Annotated in this window: 16 protein-coding genes and 1 pseudogene; 13 read left to right on the top strand and 4 right to left on the bottom strand. The window is 69.1% G+C overall.

The features are described 5' to 3' along the window. Positions 1-228: 228 nt before the first annotated feature. Positions 229-1,521 (top strand): M20 family metallopeptidase, encoded by a 1,293-nt coding sequence (locus tag NQ038_RS14530; protein ID WP_257062909.1) that lies wholly within the window; start codon positions 229-231, stop codon positions 1,519-1,521. Positions 1,522-1,693: 172 nt separating this feature from the next. Beyond that, the gene (locus tag NQ038_RS14535; protein ID WP_257059874.1) at positions 1,694-1,972 is read left to right on the top strand and encodes a glutaredoxin domain-containing protein; all 279 of its coding nucleotides are present in this window, start codon (positions 1,694-1,696) and stop codon (positions 1,970-1,972) included. Between the two features lie 163 nt (positions 1,973-2,135). Here the strand turns inward: NQ038_RS14535 and NQ038_RS14540 are convergent, their stop codons facing one another. Beyond that, positions 2,136-2,531 (bottom strand): helix-turn-helix domain-containing protein, encoded by a 396-nt coding sequence (locus NQ038_RS14540; RefSeq protein WP_257059876.1) that lies wholly within the window; start codon positions 2,529-2,531, stop codon positions 2,136-2,138. An 18-nt stretch (positions 2,532-2,549) separates the two neighbouring features. Here NQ038_RS14540 and NQ038_RS14545 point away from each other — a divergent pair, with 18 nt between their 5' ends. Continuing rightward, positions 2,550-3,914 carry an MFS transporter gene (locus NQ038_RS14545; RefSeq protein ID WP_257062910.1) on the top strand — a complete coding sequence of 455 codons (1,365 nt, stop codon included), beginning with the start codon at positions 2,550-2,552 and terminating at the stop codon, positions 3,912-3,914. 74 nt (positions 3,915-3,988) lie between these two features. Further along, a complete protein-coding gene (locus NQ038_RS14550) occupies positions 3,989-5,074 on the top strand; it encodes an alkene reductase (RefSeq protein WP_257059881.1) in 1,086 nt (361 codons plus the stop codon). Positions 5,075-5,145: 71 nt separating this feature from the next. Here the strand turns inward: NQ038_RS14550 and NQ038_RS14555 are convergent, their stop codons facing one another. Both NQ038_RS14555 and NQ038_RS14560 read right to left on the bottom strand, forming a co-directional pair. After that, positions 5,146-6,129, bottom strand: a complete 984-nt coding sequence (locus NQ038_RS14555) for a helix-turn-helix domain-containing protein (protein ID WP_257062911.1) — start codon at positions 6,127-6,129, stop codon at positions 5,146-5,148. A gap of 57 nt (positions 6,130-6,186) precedes the next feature. Next, positions 6,187-6,405: a hypothetical protein gene (locus NQ038_RS14560; protein ID WP_257062913.1), complete on the bottom strand. Its 219-nt coding sequence runs from the start codon at positions 6,403-6,405 to the stop codon at positions 6,187-6,189. Between the two features lie 284 nt (positions 6,406-6,689). Between NQ038_RS14560 and NQ038_RS14565 the strand changes: the two genes are divergently transcribed. The 7 genes from NQ038_RS14565 (at position 6,690) to NQ038_RS14595 (ending at position 14,520) form a co-directional block, all read left to right on the top strand. Beyond that, complete coding sequence (locus tag NQ038_RS14565) at positions 6,690-7,655, top strand: thiamine pyrophosphate-dependent dehydrogenase E1 component subunit alpha (protein ID WP_257062916.1); 966 nt, start codon at positions 6,690-6,692, stop codon at positions 7,653-7,655. 43 nt (positions 7,656-7,698) lie between these two features. Then, the gene (locus tag NQ038_RS14570) at positions 7,699-8,715 is read left to right on the top strand and encodes an alpha-ketoacid dehydrogenase subunit beta (protein WP_257059884.1); all 1,017 of its coding nucleotides are present in this window, start codon (positions 7,699-7,701) and stop codon (positions 8,713-8,715) included. A 1-nt stretch (position 8,716) separates the two neighbouring features. Beyond that, positions 8,717-10,270: a 2-oxo acid dehydrogenase subunit E2 gene (locus NQ038_RS14575; RefSeq protein ID WP_257059886.1), complete on the top strand. Its 1,554-nt coding sequence runs from the start codon at positions 8,717-8,719 to the stop codon at positions 10,268-10,270. Positions 10,271-10,280: 10 nt separating this feature from the next. Beyond that, entirely contained in the window at positions 10,281-11,753 is a 1,473-nt protein-coding gene (lpdA, locus tag NQ038_RS14580; protein WP_257048446.1) for a dihydrolipoyl dehydrogenase, read from the top strand. A gap of 155 nt (positions 11,754-11,908) precedes the next feature. Beyond that, entirely contained in the window at positions 11,909-13,264 is a 1,356-nt protein-coding gene (gene dnaB, locus NQ038_RS14585) for a replicative DNA helicase (protein ID WP_373456829.1), read from the top strand. A 64-nt stretch (positions 13,265-13,328) separates the two neighbouring features. Further along, positions 13,329-14,243 (top strand): dihydrodipicolinate synthase family protein, encoded by a 915-nt coding sequence (locus tag NQ038_RS14590; protein ID WP_257048443.1) that lies wholly within the window; start codon positions 13,329-13,331, stop codon positions 14,241-14,243. A 100-nt stretch (positions 14,244-14,343) separates the two neighbouring features. Beyond that, positions 14,344-14,520 (top strand): hypothetical protein, encoded by a 177-nt coding sequence (locus NQ038_RS14595; protein ID WP_257048442.1) that lies wholly within the window; start codon positions 14,344-14,346, stop codon positions 14,518-14,520. A gap of 201 nt (positions 14,521-14,721) precedes the next feature. Here NQ038_RS14595 and NQ038_RS14600 read toward each other — a convergent pair. Further along, positions 14,722-15,864 (bottom strand): annotated as a pseudogene (locus NQ038_RS14600) (SulP family inorganic anion transporter); the annotation flags it as partial. A 157-nt stretch (positions 15,865-16,021) separates the two neighbouring features. On the opposite strand from NQ038_RS14600, the gene NQ038_RS14605 reads away from it, so the two are divergent. Together NQ038_RS14605 and NQ038_RS14610 are read left to right on the top strand one after the other, a co-directional pair. Beyond that, entirely contained in the window at positions 16,022-17,773 is a 1,752-nt protein-coding gene (locus tag NQ038_RS14605; RefSeq protein ID WP_257062918.1) for an AarF/ABC1/UbiB kinase family protein, read from the top strand. A 9-nt stretch (positions 17,774-17,782) separates the two neighbouring features. Then, complete coding sequence (locus tag NQ038_RS14610) at positions 17,783-20,347, top strand: penicillin-binding transpeptidase domain-containing protein (protein WP_257062919.1); 2,565 nt, start codon at positions 17,783-17,785, stop codon at positions 20,345-20,347. The last annotated feature ends 166 nt before the right edge of the window (positions 20,348-20,513 follow it).

A 20,513-nucleotide genomic window follows, 5' to 3' on the forward strand; every position in this document is an offset into this window, starting at 1 on the left:
GATCAGGAGGTCCTGCAGATGCAGGACCTCCTGAATGATCGTCCGCGGCGGACGCTTGAGTTCCGTACGCCTCGTGAGAGACTGGATGAACTTATCAGTGGTGTTGCACTAGCACCCTGAAACCGCCGGCGGATTCTCGGACCAAAGTGACTGCAAATCGAAGGGGCATCGGACCAAAGTGACTGCTCAACGACTCAGATACCGCCGTTCAACCGAAAGGACCCGCAGATGACCGTCGACTACGTGGCCGAGGCCGCGGCCCTGCTGCCCGAACTCCAGGACCTGCGCCGTAGGCTTCACGCCGAGCCGGAGACGGGCCTGGACCTGCCCGGCACTCAGGCCAAGGTGCTCGAGGCCCTGGAGCCCCTGCGCGAATCCGCGGGCCTGGAGATCACTCTGGGCAAAGGGCTGAGTTCCGTGACCGCGGTGCTGCGCGGCACCCACCCGGATCGGCCCGCGGACAGTGCGGCAGGGGCCTCGGCCGCCGAGGCCGCTACCGCCACCGTGCCGGCCGTGCTGTTGCGCGGGGACATGGATGGCCTGCCGGTCACCGAGCTGACCGATGAGCCCTTCAAGTCGCTCAACGGAAACATGCACGCGTGCGGTCACGACCTGCACACCTCGGGCCTGGTGGGTGCGGCCCGGTTGCTGGCCGCGCACCGCGACCAGCTGCCCGGCGACGTCGTCTTCATGTTCCAGCCGGGGGAGGAGGATCCCGGCGGCGCCCCGATCATGATCGAGGAGGGCGTGCTGGAGGCAGCGGGCCCGCGGGTGGTCGCGGCCTTCGGCGTCCACGTCGAGGTCCGCGAGGCCGGGATCCTGCACACCAAGCCTGGCATCCTGCAGTCGGGCTCGAACATCCTGCACGTGACCATCAACGGCGCCGGCGGCCACGGGTCCAAGCCGTACGAGTCCCGCGACCCGGTGCCCGCCCTGGCGGAGCTGGTGCTGGCGCTGCAGAACATGGTCTCGCGCCGCTTCGACGTCTTCGACCCCGTGGTCATGTCGGTCACGCAGCTGTCCGCCGGGGATGCGGTCAACGTCATCCCGGCCTCGGCCACGCTGGGCGCGACGATCCGCGTGTTCTCCGCCGAGGCCCTGGCCACCATGCAGACCGAGGTCGACCGCCTGGCCGCCGGAATCGCCGCCGCCCACGGGTGCACGGCCAAGGTGGACTTCCAGGTGAAGTACCCCGTGACGGTCAACGACGAGGCCGAGACGGTTTGGGCGATGGACCAGGTGCGCGGCTTGCTGGGTGAGGCGCGGATGCGCACCCTGGCCGACCCGGTGATGCCCAGCGAGGACTTCAGTTATGTGCTGGACGAAGTGCCCGGCACGTACATGATGCTGGGCGCCAAACGCGCCGATGTGCCCGAAGACAAGCAGGCGGACAATCATTCGCCCTACGTCGTCTTCGATGATTCTGTGCTGGGCGATCAGGCCGCGGTGCTCGCACACCTGGCCACCCAGCGCCTGCGCGCCGAGGTCGCACAGGGCTGTGTCGAGGCCGCACAGGGCTGAGGTGCCGCGTTCCACGTGGAACGCGGGGCCGCCGGCGCGGTCCGAGCCGGGGTACCGGCGTCGGGGCAGGCGGTGGTGGAAATAGGCTGCGCGGGGAATAGCCGGTGCCGCCGCGCGGTTGTGCCGGTGACGGCTTGATGTCGAAAGATCATCCAGATGAAGGAGGGTGCCGATGAGCACTGAGGTTGAGGAATTCCTGCCGGAGGCCGGCAAGGTCACGATGTTCACCACCAGCTGGTGCGGGTACTGCAAGCGCCTGAAGCCGCAGCTGGCCCAGGCCGGTATCGAGATCAACGAGGTCAACATCGAGGACATCGCCAATGGCGCCAAGGTCGTGGAGACCGCCAATGGTGGTAACCAGACCGTGCCCACGCTGCTCTACATCGACGGCACCACGCAGACGAATCCGTCCGCGGCCCAGGTCAAGGAGAAGCTGGCTGCACTGGCCTGATCCGGCTCTGGCCTGATCGATCCGCACCTGGCTCGATCCGCGCGCTGTCAGCGCTATCGGCCCGGTTGACCGGGTCTCGGCTCCGCTCCCATCGTCTTGATGGGAGCGGGGCCGTTTTCGTATGTGCGTTGTATATGTGCCTCGTATGTGTGCGGTATGCGGGCTATGGGTTGAGCTCAGTCACCGGTTCGGCAAGCGGGGGATACTGTTCCTTCCGCTTGGGGTCGTCGGGGGCCACCGCATGGTGCTGGCCCCACTCCAGGAGTGCGTTGAGCACGGGGATCAGGTCCGCCCCCGCCTCGGTTAGATGATAGGTGTGGCGCTGCGAATCCGGGCACTTGCGGCGCATGACGATGCCCTCGGACTCCAAAGTCTTGAGCCGGGCGGCAATCCGGTCGCGGGGAGCGCCGGTGCCGCGCACGATCTCGGAGAAGCGGTGATTGTCCATGGCGATCTCGCGGATGACCAACAGGGCCCATCGTTCGCCGACGAGCTCCAAAGAGGCCGCGATCGGACAGGGGCGACCCGGCAGGTCGGAGAGCGGAACAATCGTTGCCATGGCTGGTATGCTACCCCCATGAGTTTGAGAATCAAACCAAACTGGACCGAGAGGCCCCTGCTCCCCATCGCCTTGGGAACGGCCCTGGTGCTGGTGACCTATGTGACGCCGATGGCGACGTTGCCGTCTACCGCCGGGGACCTCGGAGCCGGGACATCGGCCCGGGCCTGGATACTGAGCGCAATGAGCGTGGGACTGGCCGGCGGCCTGCTCGCCACGGGCCTGCTGGGCGACCGATTCGGGCGCCGCGGCGTCTACGCTGCCGGCCTGTCGGCCATCGCAGTCGGCGCGCTGGGGTGCGCCGTGGCGTGGAACCCGGGGATTCTGATCGGTGCGCGCATCCTGCAGGGATTCGGCGGCGCCGTCGTGATCGCCTGCGGCCTGGCCGTTCTGGCCCACTCCTACGCCGCAGGAGCCCAGCGGGCGCACGCCACATCGATCTGGGGAGCCAGCATCGGAGCCGGCATCGCAGGCGGTTCCCTCCTGGCAATGCTCCTGGACCTCGGCGTCGGCTGGCGGTCGAACTACGTGGTGACGGCGCTGGCCGGCGCAATCCTGCTCGCAGGCACACGCGTGACACTGCCCGCCTCGCGCGCCGCGAAGGTGCGCCCCATCGACGTCCCCGGCCTGTCACTGCTGGTCGTCGGCATCGTGCTCCTGGTGGCCGCCATCACCCAACTGCGCCACGGGGTCACCGTATCGTTCATCGTCCTCGCGCTGTCCGCCCTGGGCGTCCTCGCCGCCCTGGGAATCGTCGAGGAGCGGGTGCGCCACCCGCTCCTCGAACCGGGCCTGCTACGCGATCCCCGCTTCCTGTCCGCCACCATCGGCGCGCTGACCGTGGGAGTCGGGACCATTGGGATGACGTCTTTCCTCCCGACTGTCGCCCAATCGGGATTCGGAGCCTCGCTCCAACTGGCAAGCCTGCCGCCGCTGGTGTGGGCGATCACGAGCACCTTCACCGCGGTCGCCGTGCGCTGGCTCCCCTTCCCCTTGGAAGGACCGTGGCCGGTCGCCGTCCTGTTGGCGCTGACGGCCGGGGCCATGCTGACCGGGGTGGGCGCCGGATCCGTGCCGCGCTTGATCCTGCCGATGGTTCTCGTCGGCATCACGAGTGGCCTTCTCAACTCCACCCTGGGGCGGGAGGCCGTGGCCAGCGTGCCAGCCGACCATGCGGCCACGGGCAGCGGTGCGAACAACACCGCCCGCTATCTGGGGGCCGCCTGCGGCATCACCCTGTTCACAATCATCGCGACGGCCACGACCCAGGACATCGTGAGCGGCTGGAGCACCGCGGTATTCGTGGCCGCGGGGCTCACGGCCCTCGGCGCGCTGCTGATCGTGATGCGGATCCTCATCCGAACCCGGAAGCCGGGGTCCTGAGCCCAGCATCCGGGCCCTGAGCCCAGCCCGCAAATCACACAACACACCGTCGAACTCAAGGAGAGACACCCACCATGACCGATCTCGAAAACCTCTGGCAGCCCTTCACCCTGGGCCGCATTGAGCTCGCACACCGCCTGGCAATGGCGCCCATGACCCGCAACCGGGCGAATCCCGACGGAACGCCGGGCGCGCTCGCCGCCGAGTACTACGGACAGCGCGCCTCGCTGGGCCTGCTCATCACCGAGGGCACCCAGCCGTCGGCCGACGGGCAGGGGTATATGAACACCCCCGGCATCTACACGCCGGAACACATCGCCGGCTGGAGCACAGTCGCCGGTGCGGTCCATGAGAAGGGTGGCCGTCTGTTCATCCAGCTGATGCACGTCGGGCGCATGTCGCACCCGGACAACACGCCGCACCACCGCCGGCCGGTCGCGCCCTCGGCGATATCGGCCGAACAGGAGATGTACACCGCCAGGGGCCCGAAGCGGACGCCGGTCCCGCGTGAGCTGTCGGCGGCGGAAATCCAGGATGTGATCGGCGAGTTCCGGCACGCGGCGGCGTCCGCGATCGCCGCGGGAGCCGATGGGGTGGAAGTCCATGCGGCGAATGGCTACCTGCTACACCAGTTCCTGGCGCCCAATGCGAACCAGCGCACCGACGAATACGGTGGGTCGATTGAGAACCGGGCCCGGCTGTCCATCGAGGTCGCCCGAGCGGTTGCCGATGAGATCGGGGCCGACCGTACCGGCATCCGCATTTCTCCTGGGTTCCCGCTCGGGGGACTCGACGAAGGTGGGGCCGAGGCCGTGCGCGCCCAATACGGCTACCTCGTCGGCGAGCTCGCACAGTTGGGCCTCGCCTACCTGCACGTGCACCACCTGGGCGACGATGAACTCCTGGCCTCGTTCCGCCGGGTGTGGCCGAGCGCGGTGCTCGTCGTCCGCTACGGGCGCGAGCGCGAGGGGATCGCTACCGATATCGACAGGGGACTGGCCGATATCGCCCCGCTGGGCCGGTTCGCGCTGGCGAATCCGGACATCGTGGAGCGTCTGCGCACGGGTGCGCCACTGAATGACCTCGACCCGTCGACCCTCTACACCGGTGGCGCACACGGCTACATCGACTACCCGACGCTGACCCGGGCTGAGATGTGACTACGGTGGCCCGGCGAAACGTCGCCCGGCCGGGCCGTTTCAGTCGGAGTGTGCCCCCAGCCGGGGTCGTTTCAGCCAACCATGCTGAGGTCGGCCAACAGGTGGTAGGGGGAGCCCGAGACCAAATCGGGGAAGCGCTTGCGCAGCCGGCTGATCTCCGCGCGCACGGTCACCGGCGTCACGGTGCCGCCCCACACCTGCTCGGACAGGGCCTCGGCCTTCAAGGGCACGGTGGAATCCCGTAGGGCGCGCAACAGTTCCGCGTGCCGGGGACAGACCGACTGGGTGATGGCCTCGCCGGCGGCCGTCACCGTCAGGGCGCCCGCGGAGAAGTCCAGAGCGTACTCGGCGGTCGGCTGCCCGTGCTCCAGCGGGACGACCAGAACCCCGGCGCCGCTGCGGTGGACCTCGACTGCCCCCAGGCCGCGCAGCACGGTCCGCCCCGTTACCAGGCCCACGCCCAGGTTCAACTGTTCACCGACCTCGACACCGGAGGAATCGGCGACCCAGCCGCACGGATCGCACAGCACCCATCGTCCGGACCCCGCGGCGCCGCCGGCGCTCATGGAGCCGCCCGCGCCCAAACCCGACAGCGGGGTGAAACCGCCACGGCGCGGGCCCGCCGCCCGCAGCTTGGCCAACCTGCGGTGGTGGGCGTCGCGCAACATGAACTCGATCTGCCCGGTCAGCGCCTGCACCATCCCCAGGATCGCCGGATGGGCGGTGGCCACGGGTCCGGACACATCGATGATGGCCAGGATCTGCCCTGTCGCGGGATCGCGCACGGGCGCTGCGGAGCAGCTCCATCCATGGTGACTGGAACACCAGTGTTCCGGGCCCAGGATCTGCACGGGCCCGCCCATCAGCGCCGCCACCCCGATCGCATTGGTGCCCACGGACTGCTCCGCCCAATCCGCGCCCTCGACGAAGCCCAGGGCATCGGCCCTGCCCAGGGCCGGTCTGTCCCCGATGCGGTGGATGATCCGGGAATCCGGGGTGGACACCACGCCGATCAGCCGCGAATCGGACAGGGCCGGTGCCAGCGCCGCGTCCACCTGGGCCAGTACCGTGGCCGAGGCGTCCCCATAGCTGGTCAGTAGCCTCGCCCTGTCCTAGGCGACGCGGGACTCGTCGATCCTGGGGTCGCGGTGGTCGACCGGCACCCCGCCGCGCAGCATCCGCTTCCACGACCTGTCGATCACCGGACGGGGTTTGGCCGGGGGCCTGCCGCCGCAGCGGATCGCCTGGTGGACCTCGGCCAGCACGCGGGCGTACTCGCTGGGGTCCTCGTCGAAGGGTAGTGCGTACTCGGGTTGTGGCGTCTGCCTCATCGCTGTGCCTTCCGCGCCTGGCGGTATCGGATCGGAAGCGAACCGGGCGGTCGGTGCGGGCCCCGCCGCGGCCTCGTCCTCCCGTCGTCCTCCACATGTGAATCCGTATGTGATGTCTACCTTATGTAGAAGACGATAACAGCGTTGCAATGCGTTGCAAAGGCCCTCTTCCCCAGTGAACACGGGAATCTCAGCACACGAAACATTCTGTTGCTGGTGCTGTGTCAGTGCTCACGCGTACGGTGATCCCAACCCTTGACCACACGAGGAAGTGAGGGACCGAAATGACCGATCTCAGCCGCGAGCAGCTGCTGGGCGCGTACGACAAGATGTCGAAGATCCGCGCCTTCGAGGACCGGCTCCACAAGGAGAACACAACCGGCGACATCCCCGGCTTCATCCACCTGTACGCGGGTGAAGAGGCCATCGCAACCGGCATCTGCGAACACCTGACGCCGGCGGACAAGATCGCTTCCACCCACCGCGGCCACGGCCACTGCATCGCCAAGGGCAGTGACGTCCGCTCGATGATGTTCGAGATCTTCGGCCGCGCCGACGGCCTGTGCCACGGCAAGGGCGGGTCCATGCACATCGCGGACCTGTCCGTGGGCATGCTCGGTGCCAACGGCATCGTGGGCGGTGGCCCGCCCCTGACCATCGGCGCGGCCCTGACCGCGAAGTACCGCGGTGAGGGAAACGTCGCGGTCTCCTTCACCGGTGACGGCGGCTCCAACCAGGGCACCACCTTCGAGGCCATGAACATGGCGGTGGCACTGCAGCTGCCCATCGTGTTCGTCTTCGAGAACAACGGCATCGGCGAGGCCACCGGCGCTGACTTCTCAATCGGCGCGAAGTCGATCGCGGCCCGTGCGGAGGGCTTCGGCCTGCCGGTGCTCAGCGTCGACGGCTCGGACTTCTTCGACATGTACGCCGCCGCGGGCGAAGCCGTGGGCCGGGCCCGCGCCGGTGGCGGCCCGTCTGCCATCGAGGCATCGGCCATCCGCTTCTACGGACACTTCGAGGGCGACCCCGGCCTGATCCGCACCCAGGAGCAGCTGGCCGCGCAGAAGGCGTCGAAGGATCCGCTGCAGATCTTCCGCGACAAGGCCGCGGGCACCGTGGACCCGGCTGAACTCGACGAGATCGACGCGTCCAACATCGACCTGGTCGACCAGGCGGTGGCGGATGCCAGGGCGGCCGCCGAACCGGACCCGTCCGAAGTCGACACCGACGTCTACCTGTCCTACTGAGTCCCCAACCCGGCAATCCAAACCACAGCGAAGTGAGTGAAAAATGACTGCAATGAGCTTCCGCGAGGCGATCCGGGCCGCAATGGCCGATGCGATGCGCGAAGACAAGGACGTCGTGTTGATGGGCGAGGACCTGCGTGGCGGCAAGGGCGGGTCGAACCCCGACCCCACCGTCGAGGCCTTCGGCGGCGTGTTCGGCGTGACCCAGGGCCTGTGGACGGAGTTCGGCGATGACCGCGTCATCGACTGCCCGATCACGGAGTCGGCGATCATCGGCATGGCGGCGGGTTCGGCCGTCACCGGTCTGCGCCCGGTGGCCGAACTGATGTTCATGGACTTCTTCGGCGTCTGCTACGACGAGATCTGGAACCAGGCCTCGAAGTTCCGCTACATGTTCGGCGGCAAGGCGACCACCCCCATGGTGATGCGCGGCATCATCGGCGCGGGCGTGGGTGCGGCCGCCCAGCATTCGGCCTCGCCCTACCACCTGTTCACCTCCACGGCCGGCATGAAGGTCGTCGTTCCGTCCAACGCCTACGATGCCCGCGGCCTGCTGCTGGAGAGCATCCGCGATGACGACCCCGTCATCTTCTGCGAGCACAAGGCCATGTACGACATGAAGACCGAGGTGCCCGACGAGTCCTACACGATCCCGCTGGGCGTGGCCGCCTACCCGCGGCGCGGCACAGACGTGACCGTCGTGGCCCTGGCCAACTGCGTGAACTTCGCCAACGGCGTGGCCGACAAACTGGCCGCCGAGGGCATCAGCGTCGAGGTCGTCGACCCGCGGACCACCAGCCCGCTGGACGAGGACGGGATCCTGGAATCCGTCGCCGCCACCGGCCGCCTGGTCGTCGTCGACGAATCCGCGGCCCGCTGCGGTTTCGCCCACGACATCGCCGCGCTCGCCGCATCCAAGGCCTTCGATTCGCTCAAGGCCCCGGTCCAGCTGGTCACCCCGCCGCATTCCCCCGTGCCCTTCGCGCATTCCCTGGAGCAGGAGTGGATCCCGGGACCGGCGAAGATCGAAGCCGCAATCCGCGCCGTTGTGGAGGCCTGATATGTCCATCCACGCACTGGAAGTCCCGAAATGGGGCATGACGATGGAGGAGGGAACCCTCACCGAATGGCTGGTCGACGCCGGCCAGGAGGTCACCGAGGGAACCCCCATCGCAACCCTGGAATCCAGCAAGATCTCCGGTGAGCTCGAGGCCCCGGGCGACGGCGTCTTGGCCCGCCAGGTGATGGAGCTCGGCTCGACCCTGCCGGTGGGCTCCCTGGTCGCGGTGGTGGCTCCGGCCGGCACCCCGGACAGTGAGATCGACGAGGCCATCGCCGGCTACGCCGCTCCCGCCGTAGCCGAGGCCCCAGCCGCATCGGCCGCACCCGCGGCTACCCCGGCAGCGGCGCCCGCTGCCGCACCGGTGGCCTCGGCCCCTGCGGCTCCGGCCGCAGCACCCGCGGCGCCCAAGCCAGGAGCGGTCACCGTCCCGGCGGCACTCAAGGGCACCTTCGATCCGAACGCGCCGGCCACCCCGCACGCAGCGGACCTGGCCGAAAAGCACGGCATCGACCTGTCCAAGGTCGAGGCCACCGGCCGCGGCGGCCGGGTCACGGTCACGGACCTGCAGGACGCCGTCACCGCAGCCGGTGGGTCGCTGCCCTTCGGCAACGACCTGCCGCGCACCGGACAGGTCGCAGCCAAGCGCGATGACAGCGCAGTCGCGGCGACCCCACGAGCGCGCGACCGCGCCGCCGAACTGGGCGTCAACCTGCTCGACGCCCGGCCCACCGGCAAGCACGGACGCGTCACGGTCTACGACGTGGAGGCCGCCGACTGGCACCTCCACGGCACGGGATCGGCAGCAGCCCAGGCCTCGGCCGCGGCTGCCGGCACTGCGGCTCCGGTCGCCGATGCCGGGAACCCCGCCACGGAGGTTCCGATGTCGGCGATGCGCAAGGTCATCGCGACGCGTCTGAAGGAGTCCTACTTGGATTCCCCGGCGTTCCGCGTGAGCATCGATGCGAACATCGACAAGCTGTTGGCGCTGCGCAAGGAGATCAACGACTCGCGACTGGACGTGCGGGTCTCGGTCAACGACCTGGTCGTCGCCGCTGTGGCCAAGGCCCTGGTCGCGGTGCCGGAGGTCAACGTGCAGTACGATTCGGCCGCCCAGGTGATCCGGCAGTTCGCGCATGCGGACGTGGCCGTTGCCGTGGCGACCGACGAGGGGCTCATCACCCCGATCGTCACGCATGCTGACACCCGGTCGATCACGGACATCTCAGCGGTCACCGGCGACCTGGCGACCCGCGCCAAGGCCGGGACTCTCAAGCCCGACGAGTTCCAGGGCGGGACGTTCACGATCAGCAATCTGGGCATGTTCGGGGTGTCGTCCTTCGACGCCATCATCAACCCGCCCTCGGCTGCGATCCTGGCCGTGGCCGCCGGCGCCAAGCGCTTCGTGCCCGACGCCCAGGGCGCTCCGGTGGCCGCGACGATCCTGCCGCTGACCCTGACGAGCGACCACCGCGTCATCGACGGGGCCCTGGCCGCGAGGTTCATGGCGCAGTTGCGCACGATCCTCGAAACGCCCGCGCTGATCTTCGCCTGAAGGGGGAATCATGACTGAGATTCATCCCGACGACCGCTATGACGTCATCGTCATCGGCGCCGGTCCCGGCGGCTATGTGGCCGCCGGGCGGGCCGGCCGCCTGGGCCTGAAAACGGCCCTGGTGGAGAAGGCGGAACTGGGTGGCATCTGCCTGAACTGGGGTTGCATCCCCACCAAGGCACTGCTGCACGGCGCCGAGGTCGCCCGCACCATCCGTTCGGCCGCCCAGTTCGGCGTCCTGACGGATGCCGCACCGGCGATCGACGTGGCCAAGCTCGTCGCCCATTCGCGTTCCACCTCCGGGCAGTTGACCAGTGGGGTGGGTGCGCTGATGGGCGCGGCCGGAGTCACGGTGATTGCGGGCGAGGCGACGATCGCGGACAAGGGCCAGGTCAGCGTCACGCTGAACCCCGGTGCCGACGGCGCCGCGGTGGGCGGGGGCAAGCCCCGTCTGCTGGGCGCCGACCACATCATCGTGGCCACCGGTGCGGGTCCCCGCGGCCTGCCTGGCATCGAACCGGACGGACAGACCATCTGGACGTACCGGCAGGCCCTGGTGCCCGACCACGTGCCCGAGTCCCTGGTCGTCATCGGCTCCGGTGCGATCGGCAGCGAGTTCGCGTCCCTGTATGCGGACCTGGGATCGCAGGTGACGCTGTTGGAGGCCCTGCCTCATGTGCTGCCGGGCGAGTCCGCTGAGGCTTCCGATGTGGTGGCCAAGAACTTCCGGTCCCGCGGCATCACCGCGGCTGCCGGGGTGCGCGTGGGCTCCGTCGAGGTGGCGGACGTGGCCGCGGACGGGACGACCAGCGCGGTCGTGCACTATACGGACGCGGCCGGCACCGAACAACAGGTGTCGGCTGAGAAGGTCCTGCTGGCCGTGGGCGTTGCGCCCAACAGCGCGGGCCTGGGCCTGGAGCCCTTCGGCATCGTCGATGGGCGTGGGTTCATCGAAACCGATGAGTACTGCCGGACCAAGGTCTGGGGACTCTACGCGATCGGTGACGTTTCCGGCGGTCCGATGCTGGCCCACAAGGCCAGCGCCGAGGCCCTGCGCTGCGTCGACGCCCTGGCCGGTTTCGACCGGGAACCGGTGGACGCCGACTGGCGCTCCTGGGTCCCGCGCTGCACCTACACCACGCCGGAGGTCGCCAGCATCGGCCTGTCGCGTGAGCAGGCCGGCGCAGCAGGCCATCCGGTGGTGGCGCGTCCGGTGCGCCTGGCGGAGAACGGCAGGGCATTGGGCACGGGCCAGACCGAGGGCTTCGGCGAAGTCCTCATCGACGGCGACACCCATGAGATCCTGGGCGCGACCCTGGTGGGGGAGGGGATGACGGAGCTGATCGGCATGCTGGCCGTGTCCCACGCCGGAGACATGTCCGCCGACGCCTTCGTCCGCGCGATCCTGCCGCATCCCTCGAAGTCCGAGGTCGTGCACGAGTCGCTCATGGCGGCCCTGGGCCGCCCGGTCAACACGCTCTAGGCGGTTGAATGGCAGGCGATTTGGTCTGAGAATCCGCAGGGGTTCCAGACTGAATCGCCTGCTCTGCGTGGCGCGGCAGTGGCGCGGGACAGCCGGCGGTGTGCTCGTGTGGGCGCTGCGCGGGGCCTCGGCTCCGTGCACTAATCTTGATGATCATGAGCGAAACCGACAACTGGCAGAGGGCCGAAGCCGGCCTGCGCACGCCCCCGCAGGACCTGGAGGCCGAGGCGAGCGTGCTGGGCGGCATGATGCTGTCGAAGGACGCGATCGCCGATGTTGTCGAGAACCTGCACGCCGACGACTTCTACAAGCCGGCGCACGAGACGATCTACGACGTCGTCATGGACCTCTATGCGCGCGGCGAACCGGCCGATGCCGTCACGGTGGCCAATGCGCTGTCGAAGACCGGCGACCTGGCGCGGATCGGCGGTGCGGCCTATCTGCACACGCTGATCTCCTCGGTGCCGACCGCGGCGAACGCGGGCTTCTACGCGAACATCGTGCGCGAACAGGCGGTGCTGCGCCGCCTGGTGGAGGCCGGCACCCGGATCGTGCAGATGGGCTACGACGCCGAGGGCGACACCGACGACCTGGTCAACCGCGCGCAGTCGGAGATCTACCAGGTCACGGAGCGTTCAACCGCAGAGGACTACATCCGCCTGTCCGAGGTCCTGGGGCCCACGGTCGAGGAGATCGAACGCGCCGGCGACCACGACGGGGAGACCTCGGGCGTGCCCACGGGCTTCACCGAATTCGACGAGCTGACCAACGGCCTGCACCCCGGCCAGATGATCGTCATCGCCGCCCGCCCCGGCGTCGGCAAGTCGACCCTGGCACTGGACATGGTGCGCTCGGCGGCGATCGCCCACGGCCAGGCCACCGTCATCTTCAGCTTGGAGATGGGGCGCCTGGAACTGACCATGCGCCTGCTCTCGGCCGAATCCGGCATTCCGCTGCAGTCGCTGCGGCGCGGCAACCTCGACGATGAGCGTGGCGGTTGGACGAAACTGGCCGACACCATGGGCCGGATCAACGATGCGCCGCTGTTCATCGACGATTCGCCGAATATGGCCCTGGCGGAGATCCGCGCGAAGTGCCGCCGGCTCAAACAGCAGCACGATCTGAAGATGGTGGTCATCGACTACCTGCAGCTGATGTCATCGGGTAAGCGGGTGGAGTCGCGCCAGCAGGAGGTCTCGGAGTTCTCCCGTTCGCTCAAGCTGCTGGCCAAGGAGCTCGAGGTCCCCGTCATCGCGCTCTCGCAGCTCAACCGTTCCTCCGAGCAGCGCACGGACAAGCGGCCGATGGTCTCCGACCTGCGCGAATCCGGTTCGATCGAGCAGGACGCCGATATGGTCCTGCTGATCCACCGTGAGGACATGTACGATCCGGAGTCCCCGCACGCCGGCGAGGCCATCATCATGGTGGCCAAGCACCGTAACGGTCCGACCGGCGACATCACGGTGGCCTTCCAGGGCTCCCGCAGCCGGTTCGCGAACATGCCCAGCTGAGGCCTCGGCCCCGCGGACGCCGCCTCGGCCCCGCGGACGCCGTTCCGTATGCCATGCTGAGTGCATGGACCACAACCGACTGTTCACCGGCCTCAGCGCCTTCCCCCTGACGCCCCTGCGCCACGACCGCATCGACGAGGCGGCCTTCATCCGCATCATCGGGCGCCTGGCGGCGGCCAGGGTCGACTCGATCGGCGCCCTGGGCTCGACTGGGTCGTACGCCTATCTGGACCGTGCCGAACGCGCCCGGGTGGCCCGTCTCGCCGTCGAACACGCGGGGGACACTCCCGTGATCGTGGGCATCGGCGCCCTGCGCACCTCGCAGGTCCAGGCCCTGGCCCACGACGCGCAGGCCGCCGGCGCCGCGGCGGTGTTGCTGGCGCCCATGACCTACCAGGCCCTGAGCCCGGACGAGGTCTACGGTCTCTACGCCGCGGTCACCGGCGAACTGGACGTTCCCCTGGTCGTCTACGACAATCCGGGGACCACCCACTTCACATTCCCCACGGAACTCTACGGCCGGATCGCCGAACTTCCACACATCGGAGCGCTGAAGATTCCGCCGGTGCGCGGCGACGCGGCCACGGTCGCCGCCCACCTGGCCGAGGTCCGGGCCCAGTTGCCCGGCCACGTGCGCCTGGGGACTTCGGGTGATTCCGCCGCGGCCCGCGCCCTGATGGCCGGGTGTGATTTGTGGTTCTCCGTCATCGGCGGAGTCCTGCCGGAGCTCACGCTCGAACTCACCCGTGCCTCCCTGGCCGGGGACACTGACTCGGCCGAGCGGGCGCAGGCACTGCTGCAACCGGTATGGGATCTGATGGACGTCCACGGCAGCCTGCGCGTGGCGGCGGCGCTCGCCCAGGCGCTGGAGCTGACCGGGTCGGACGCCCTGCCGGCTCCCGTCGCGGGGCTGAGCGGGTTGGCGGCGCGGGCGGCGGAGGAGTTCGTCGCCGGTCTGGGGGACCTCGGCCGGGTCTGAGCGGGACGCCGGCGGGAGCGTGTGCGCCGATGCCACTACGCGGGGTAGAATCGCAGCAGAATCAATATATCCACCCACTCCCATGGAATGGAGCCCCAGTATGTACGCACTGATCGCGTTCATCGTCGCCATCATCGCGGCAGGCCTGCTCGTCGTCGTCGCAGGCGCGGTAGTGTTCGCCATCGCCTGGATCTTCGAGGGTCTGCGCCGCGTGTTCTTCAACCACGGTAACCACCCCGTGCACTACGCCGATCCGCTGGAGGCCCGCAGCCACTGAGGTGAGCGCGCCGGATGCGCCGCTGACCCAGGTCAGCCGGGGCGCCCGCACAGCCGAAGCACAGACAATGCCCGGTCCCGTCAAGGGACCGGGCATTGTCGTCTGCGCTGCGGACCTCGGCTCCGGCGTCCGACGGGACGGTTAGCGCGGTTCCCCGCCCAGCTCGCCGCGGATCCGGCCGATCAGCAGGTTGAGCAGGCTGCCCACGATCACGCCGACGGCCAGATTGTGCGTGGCCAGCACCAGGATCACGGTGACCACCATGACCGCGGTCTCACGCTTGCGGGCGCGTTTGAGGGTCGAGGGGCGGATCGAGCGCCAATCGAAGGTGCCGACGGAGACCATCACCATGACCGCCACCAGCGCGGCCATCGGAATGCGGCCCACGACATCGCCCAACACCACCACCAGGATCAGCAGGAAGACCCCGGCCAGGAAGGTCGAGATCCGGGTCCTGGCGTGCGAGGACTTCACGTTGATCATCGTCTGCCCGATCATGGCGCATCCGCCCATGCCGCCGGCAAAGCCAGAGAGGATGTTCGCGATGCCCTGGCCGCAGGACTCCCTGGTCTTGTTCGAGCCGGTATGGGTGATTTCGTCGACCAGGGTCGCGGTCATCAGCGACTCCATCAGCCCCACCAGGGCCATCGCCAGTGCGTAGGGACCGATGATCCGCAGGGTCTCGAAGTTCAGCGGCACATCGGGGATGAACAGGGTCGGCAGGCTGCGCGGCAGCTCGCCCATATCACCCACGGTGGGCACCTGGAACGCGAACACCAGGGTCACGGCCGTGACGATGACGATCGACACCAGGGGAGCGGGCACCGCCTTGGTGATCTTGGGGAAGAACACGATGACGAGGATGCCGAGGACGGTCAGGGGATAGACGGCCCACGGCACGCCGATCAGATTGGGCAGCTGGGCGGTGAAGAGCATGATGCCCAGGGCGTTGACGAAGCCGGTCATCACCGAGCGGGGCACGAAGCGCATGAGCTTGGCGACCCCGCAGGCGCCCAGAACGATCTGCAGGACGCCGGCCAGCAGCACCGTCGCGATCAGGTAGTCCAGGCCGTGCTCGCGCATCACCGGTGCGATCACCAGGGCCACGGCACCCGTGGCCGCGGATATCATCGCGGGCCGTCCGCCCACGAAGGCGATCGCCACGGCCATCACGCAGGCGGAGAACAGTCCGACCTTCGGGTCGACGCCGGCGATGATGGAGAAAGAAATGGCCTCGGGGATGAGTGCGAGTCCCACGACCAGCCCGGCCAGAACCTCACGAGTCAATAACTTCGGATTACGAAGCGCCCCGAGTACCGAGGTCGCCTGTGCGGGAGTGGTCATAGGTGGAACTCTATCGGGCACCCGTCTCACCCCGGAGTTCCACTACTTGACGAACTGTCGAAAATCCAGCGAATTCGGCCAAGAATCAACATTTCGCTAAGTAGTGGAACTCCTAGTAGTGGAACTCCTATCAGGAAGCGGGGATAGCCTCGGCCCCATGAACCCGAGCCTCCGCTACCTGCGGCTCATGGCCTTCGCCGTCCGCCTGATGACGACTCTCCTCTGGTGCGACCTGGTGCTGCCGCGCCTGGGCCTGGGGCGCCTGTCCGCTCGCGGCAGGCTGCGCCGGATGAGTGCTGCGGCCCGCCGCTTCCACCGCCTGGCCGCCGCCCACGGAGGTCTGCTGATCAAGCTGGGGCAGTTCCTCTCCACCCGGCTCGACATGCTGCCGGCCCAGGTCACCGGTGAGCTGTCCAGCCTGCAGGACGAAGCGCCCGCAGTGTCCGCCGAGCGGATCGCAGCCGTCATCGAGGCCGAACTGGGCGCCCCGCCGGCCATCGCGTTCGCCGCTTTCGATGCGCGCCCGCTGGCCGCGGCCTCGCTGGGGCAGGCCCACCGCGCCGTGCTGCATCCCGGGCCGGCGGCGGCATACGGGATGTCGCAGGTGGTGGTCAAGGTCCAGCGGCCGGGCATCGAGCGCATCGTCGAGGTCGACCTGGCGGTTCTGCGCCGCGTCGCAGGTATCGTCGGACGCCTGCCCACCGTCTCCGCCCGGGTGGACCTGCCGGCCCTGATCGCGGAGTTCGCCACGACCAGCCGGCAGGAGATCGACTACCGGCACGAGGCCTCGGCCGCCCGCCGTTTCCGCACGGCCTTCCGCGCCGACGCGCGGGTGAAGACGCCGCGGATCGCCCAGTCCCTGTGCACCGGCCGGGTCCTGACCCTCGAGGACGTCACCGCGATCAAGATCAACGACGTGGCCGCACTGCGTCGTGCCGGGATCGACCCGCACGCGGTCGCCGATGCCTTCGCCGCGGTCATGCTCGACCAGTTCTTCGTCCACCGGTTCTTCCACGCCGACCCGCACCCGGGCAACGTTTTCGTCACCCCGACCGCAGACGGGACGGTGGGCGGCGAAGCCGGTGGAACCGGTGGCCTCGGCGAACCCGACGAACCCGGTGGCCTCGGCGCGCCGGACCCCGGGTTCGCCCTGACGTTCATCGACTTCGGCATGATGGGCGAGGTCTCCGAGGCCCTGCGCGCCACCGTGCGGGACTTCGCCATCGCGCTCGCAGGCGAGCGGCCCGGCGAACTGGTCGACAGCCTGGACCGGTTGGGGGTCCTGCTGCCGAGTGCCGATAAGCGGCTGATCGAGCGGGCGCTCGCGGAGCTGTTCGACCGCTTCGGCGGCCTGAGCATCGCGCAGTTGCAGCGGAAGGACCAGCGCGAGTTCGCCGAATTCTTCTCCGAGTTCGGCGATCTGCTGCGTGATCTGCCCTTCCAACTGCCGGAGGACTTCTTGCTGATCTTCCGCGCCGTATCGATCGTCTCGGGACTGTGCAGTGAACTCGACCACGAGTTCAACATGTGGGATGCGGTGCGGCCCTACGGCCTGCGGTTGATGCGCGAGGAGGGTGGGAACTTCGCCCGGGACCAGGTGGACCGGGTCATCGCGGGAGTGCGGATGTTCGTCCGCCTGCCGGGCCGGATCGACGATCTGGTGAGCGTCATCTCGGCCGGCGACCTGGCGGTGCAGACCCCGGGCGTGGATCGGGAACTGCGCGGGCTGGAGCGTGTGGCCCGCCGCGCAGTGGCCGGGATCGTCTTCGCCGGTCTGTTCATCGGCGGAGCCGTGCTCTTCGGGACCGCCGCCGTGGGGGCCGGCGCGCGCGTCGTCGGGGTGGTCTGCATGTCCGGCTCGCTGGTTCCCCTGGCCTATGCGCTGCTGGCGCGGGGCGGTCGGGATTAGGCTGGGGCCATGAGTGTGACTGGCGACAACATCCCCGAGTCCCCGGAACCCGAGTCCCCCGGGCCCGAATTCGCGCAGACCGAGTCCGCGGAGGCCGAGTCCTCCGGCCCCTATGCGTCGGACCCCGTGTTCCCCGAGCCCTGGGCGCCGGTGCCCGCGGCAGCACAGGATCCATCCAACGACTCGGATCCATCCAACGGCCCGGAGCCGGCCTCGGGCCCGGTCAACGGTGTGGCCCCGGCCGCAGGCTCGGAGCCGGTTGGGCGCGCTGCCCTGCGCCGGGCCAGGGGCGGTCGACCCCGGCGCAGGGTTCCCCGGGCGCTGTGGATCTTGGGCGGCGCTGTCGTCGTCGTGGCCCTGGCCGCCGGCGGTGGGATCGCGGTGGTGGGCAGCTCATTCAATCCGACACATGTAGCCAAGAAGTTCGCCGCCGAAGCTCAGGACGGTTCCTTCGACCAGTCCCTGTTCGCCACAGATGGCCAGGCCGATGCCGCCTCGGCGGTCTTCGCGGACCTGCGCCCGGGCCTGCGCGCACAAGATGTCCGCGTGGTGAAGGTCCAGCGCTCCGGCGACCGGGCGACGGCCCTGCTCTCCTGGACCTGGACGAGCGCGGAGGGAACATCCGGCGCCGCGGACGCGGCCTCGGGCGACTCCGCAGCCGGTGCGCTCCCCGGCGCCCGAGCGGCGCTCGCCCAAGGTGCAGCCGCCCGGGCAGCGGGTGCCGGGTCGAGCGGGACCTCGGCAAAGGGCACCTGGACGTACTCAACCGACCTGGGGCTGGTGCGCCGGGGCGGCCGGTGGAAGGCCTCTCCCGCGCCGAGCGCCCTGTATCCCGCCTTGGGCAAGGACACCGTGCTCAGCGCCCGGGCGCAGCCGGCGACGCGCGGGCAGATCTTCGGAGCCGATGACAAACCACTGACGAAGGACGCCGAGGTCGTGGAAGTGGGTGTGCAGCCCTCGCGCGTCGAGGACGTGAAGTCGCTGACGAAGACTCTGGGCAAAGAGCTCGACATCGATGGGCCGGCTCTGCGCAAGCGGATCGAGGATGCGGACAAGGCCGGCCGCGGCGATCAGTTCCTGTCGGTGATCACGCTGCGTCGCGGTGACTACAACCGGGTCTCGACGACCATCCGGCCGCTGCCGGGGACGCTGTTTCGGACCTCGACCCGGTCGCTGAGCGTGGAGAAGGATTTGGCAGGGCCGGTGCTGGGCCGGGTCGGCCAGGCCAGTGCCGAGCAGATCGAGAAATCCGGCGGTGCGCTGAGGGCCGGCGATGAGGCCGGCCTGAGCGGGATGCAACGGACCTTCGACGGGCAGCTGCGGGGCCGGCCGGGCTACACGGTTACGGTCAGGCCCGCCAAGGACGCCGAGGCCTCGGCCCTGAGCGGGGACGAGCCCGCAGTGCGGCTGAGCCAGGGTGGCGGGACCAGTGCGGTCGGCACGACGGTGGGAACCCTGGGCGGGGCCGATGGCGGGGACGTGCACACGACCCTGGATCTGCGGGTGCAGAACCCGGCGGATGCCGCCGCGGCGCGCGCTGCGAAGAAGACGGGCAAGGCGGTGGCCATCGTCGCGCTGGACACGCGCAGCGGGCACGTGGTTGCCGCGGCGAACGCCGTGCCGACGGCGGCCCAGGCGCAGAAAGCCGCAGGGAAGTCCGGGGCGAAGGCCGCCGACGGTAAGGCGGATGACAAGTCCGGCGAGCAGACGGCCGAGGCCCCTGCAGCCTACGACCGGGCGCTGACCGGCCGGTACGCGCCGGGTTCGGTGTTCAAGATCGTCACCACGGGCGCGCTGCTGGGCAGCGGGACGAACCCGGACGACGCGATCGCCTGCCCCGATACGACGACCGTCGAGGGCAAGACCTTCAAGAACTCCGACGGCCACGTGCAGGGCAAAGCGACCCTGGCCGAGGACTTCGCCCAGTCCTGCAACACCGCCTTCATCGCCTCGGCGGGGAAGATTCCGGGCGAGGGTCTGGCGCAGGTCGCGAAGTCAACCGGGATGACCGATCCGCAGATCGGCGTACCGTCCTTCGGCGCTGCCGTGCCAACCGGTGACGATGCGGTCGAACACGCGGCCTCGATGATCGGGCAGGGCAAGGTTCTGGCCAGCCCCTTGGGGGTGGCGACCCTGGCCGCGGCGATCAAGCGTGGCGAGTCCGTGGCTCCGCAGTTGGTCCTGGGAGCCTCGGGGGAGTCTTCCGGGGCCACCGGGTCGGAATCCGCGGGGTCTTCGGATGCGGCCGGCGCGGATGCAAACGCATCGGGTCCGCTGCGTGGGGCCGATGGCAAGGAGCTTTCGGCCGGGCAGATCAAGCAGTTGCGCGAGATGATGCGCGGGGTCGTCACTACGGGCACCGGAACCAAGCTGAAGAACGTGCCGGGCGGCAAGGTCTACGGCAAGACGGGCACTGCCGAATACGGTGATGAGAATCCGCCGCGCACGCACTCCTGGTTCGCCGGCTTCCAAGGCGATCTGGCCTTCTCCGTCCTGGTGGAGGACGGTGGCTTCGGCGCCGCGGCCGCGGCACCGGCCGCCGCCGACTTCCTGCGTGGGGTGGACGGCGAATAGGCGAGCAGGGGAGTGTGAGCAGCGTCATGCTCAGCCGGTTTGCGGCCGGGTTGCGGGTCGTGTAATGTTTTCTCTTGTCGCCAGGACAGCCCAGCGGGTTCGCGGGGCCGGAAATCCCGGCGGCAGTGAACATAATCGAGCATCCCTTCGCGGTGACTCCTCTTGT

It is taken from the genome of Brevibacterium sp. 50QC2O2, assembly GCF_024580675.1.
GTDB classification, from domain to species: domain Bacteria; phylum Actinomycetota; class Actinomycetes; order Actinomycetales; family Brevibacteriaceae; genus Brevibacterium; species Brevibacterium moorei.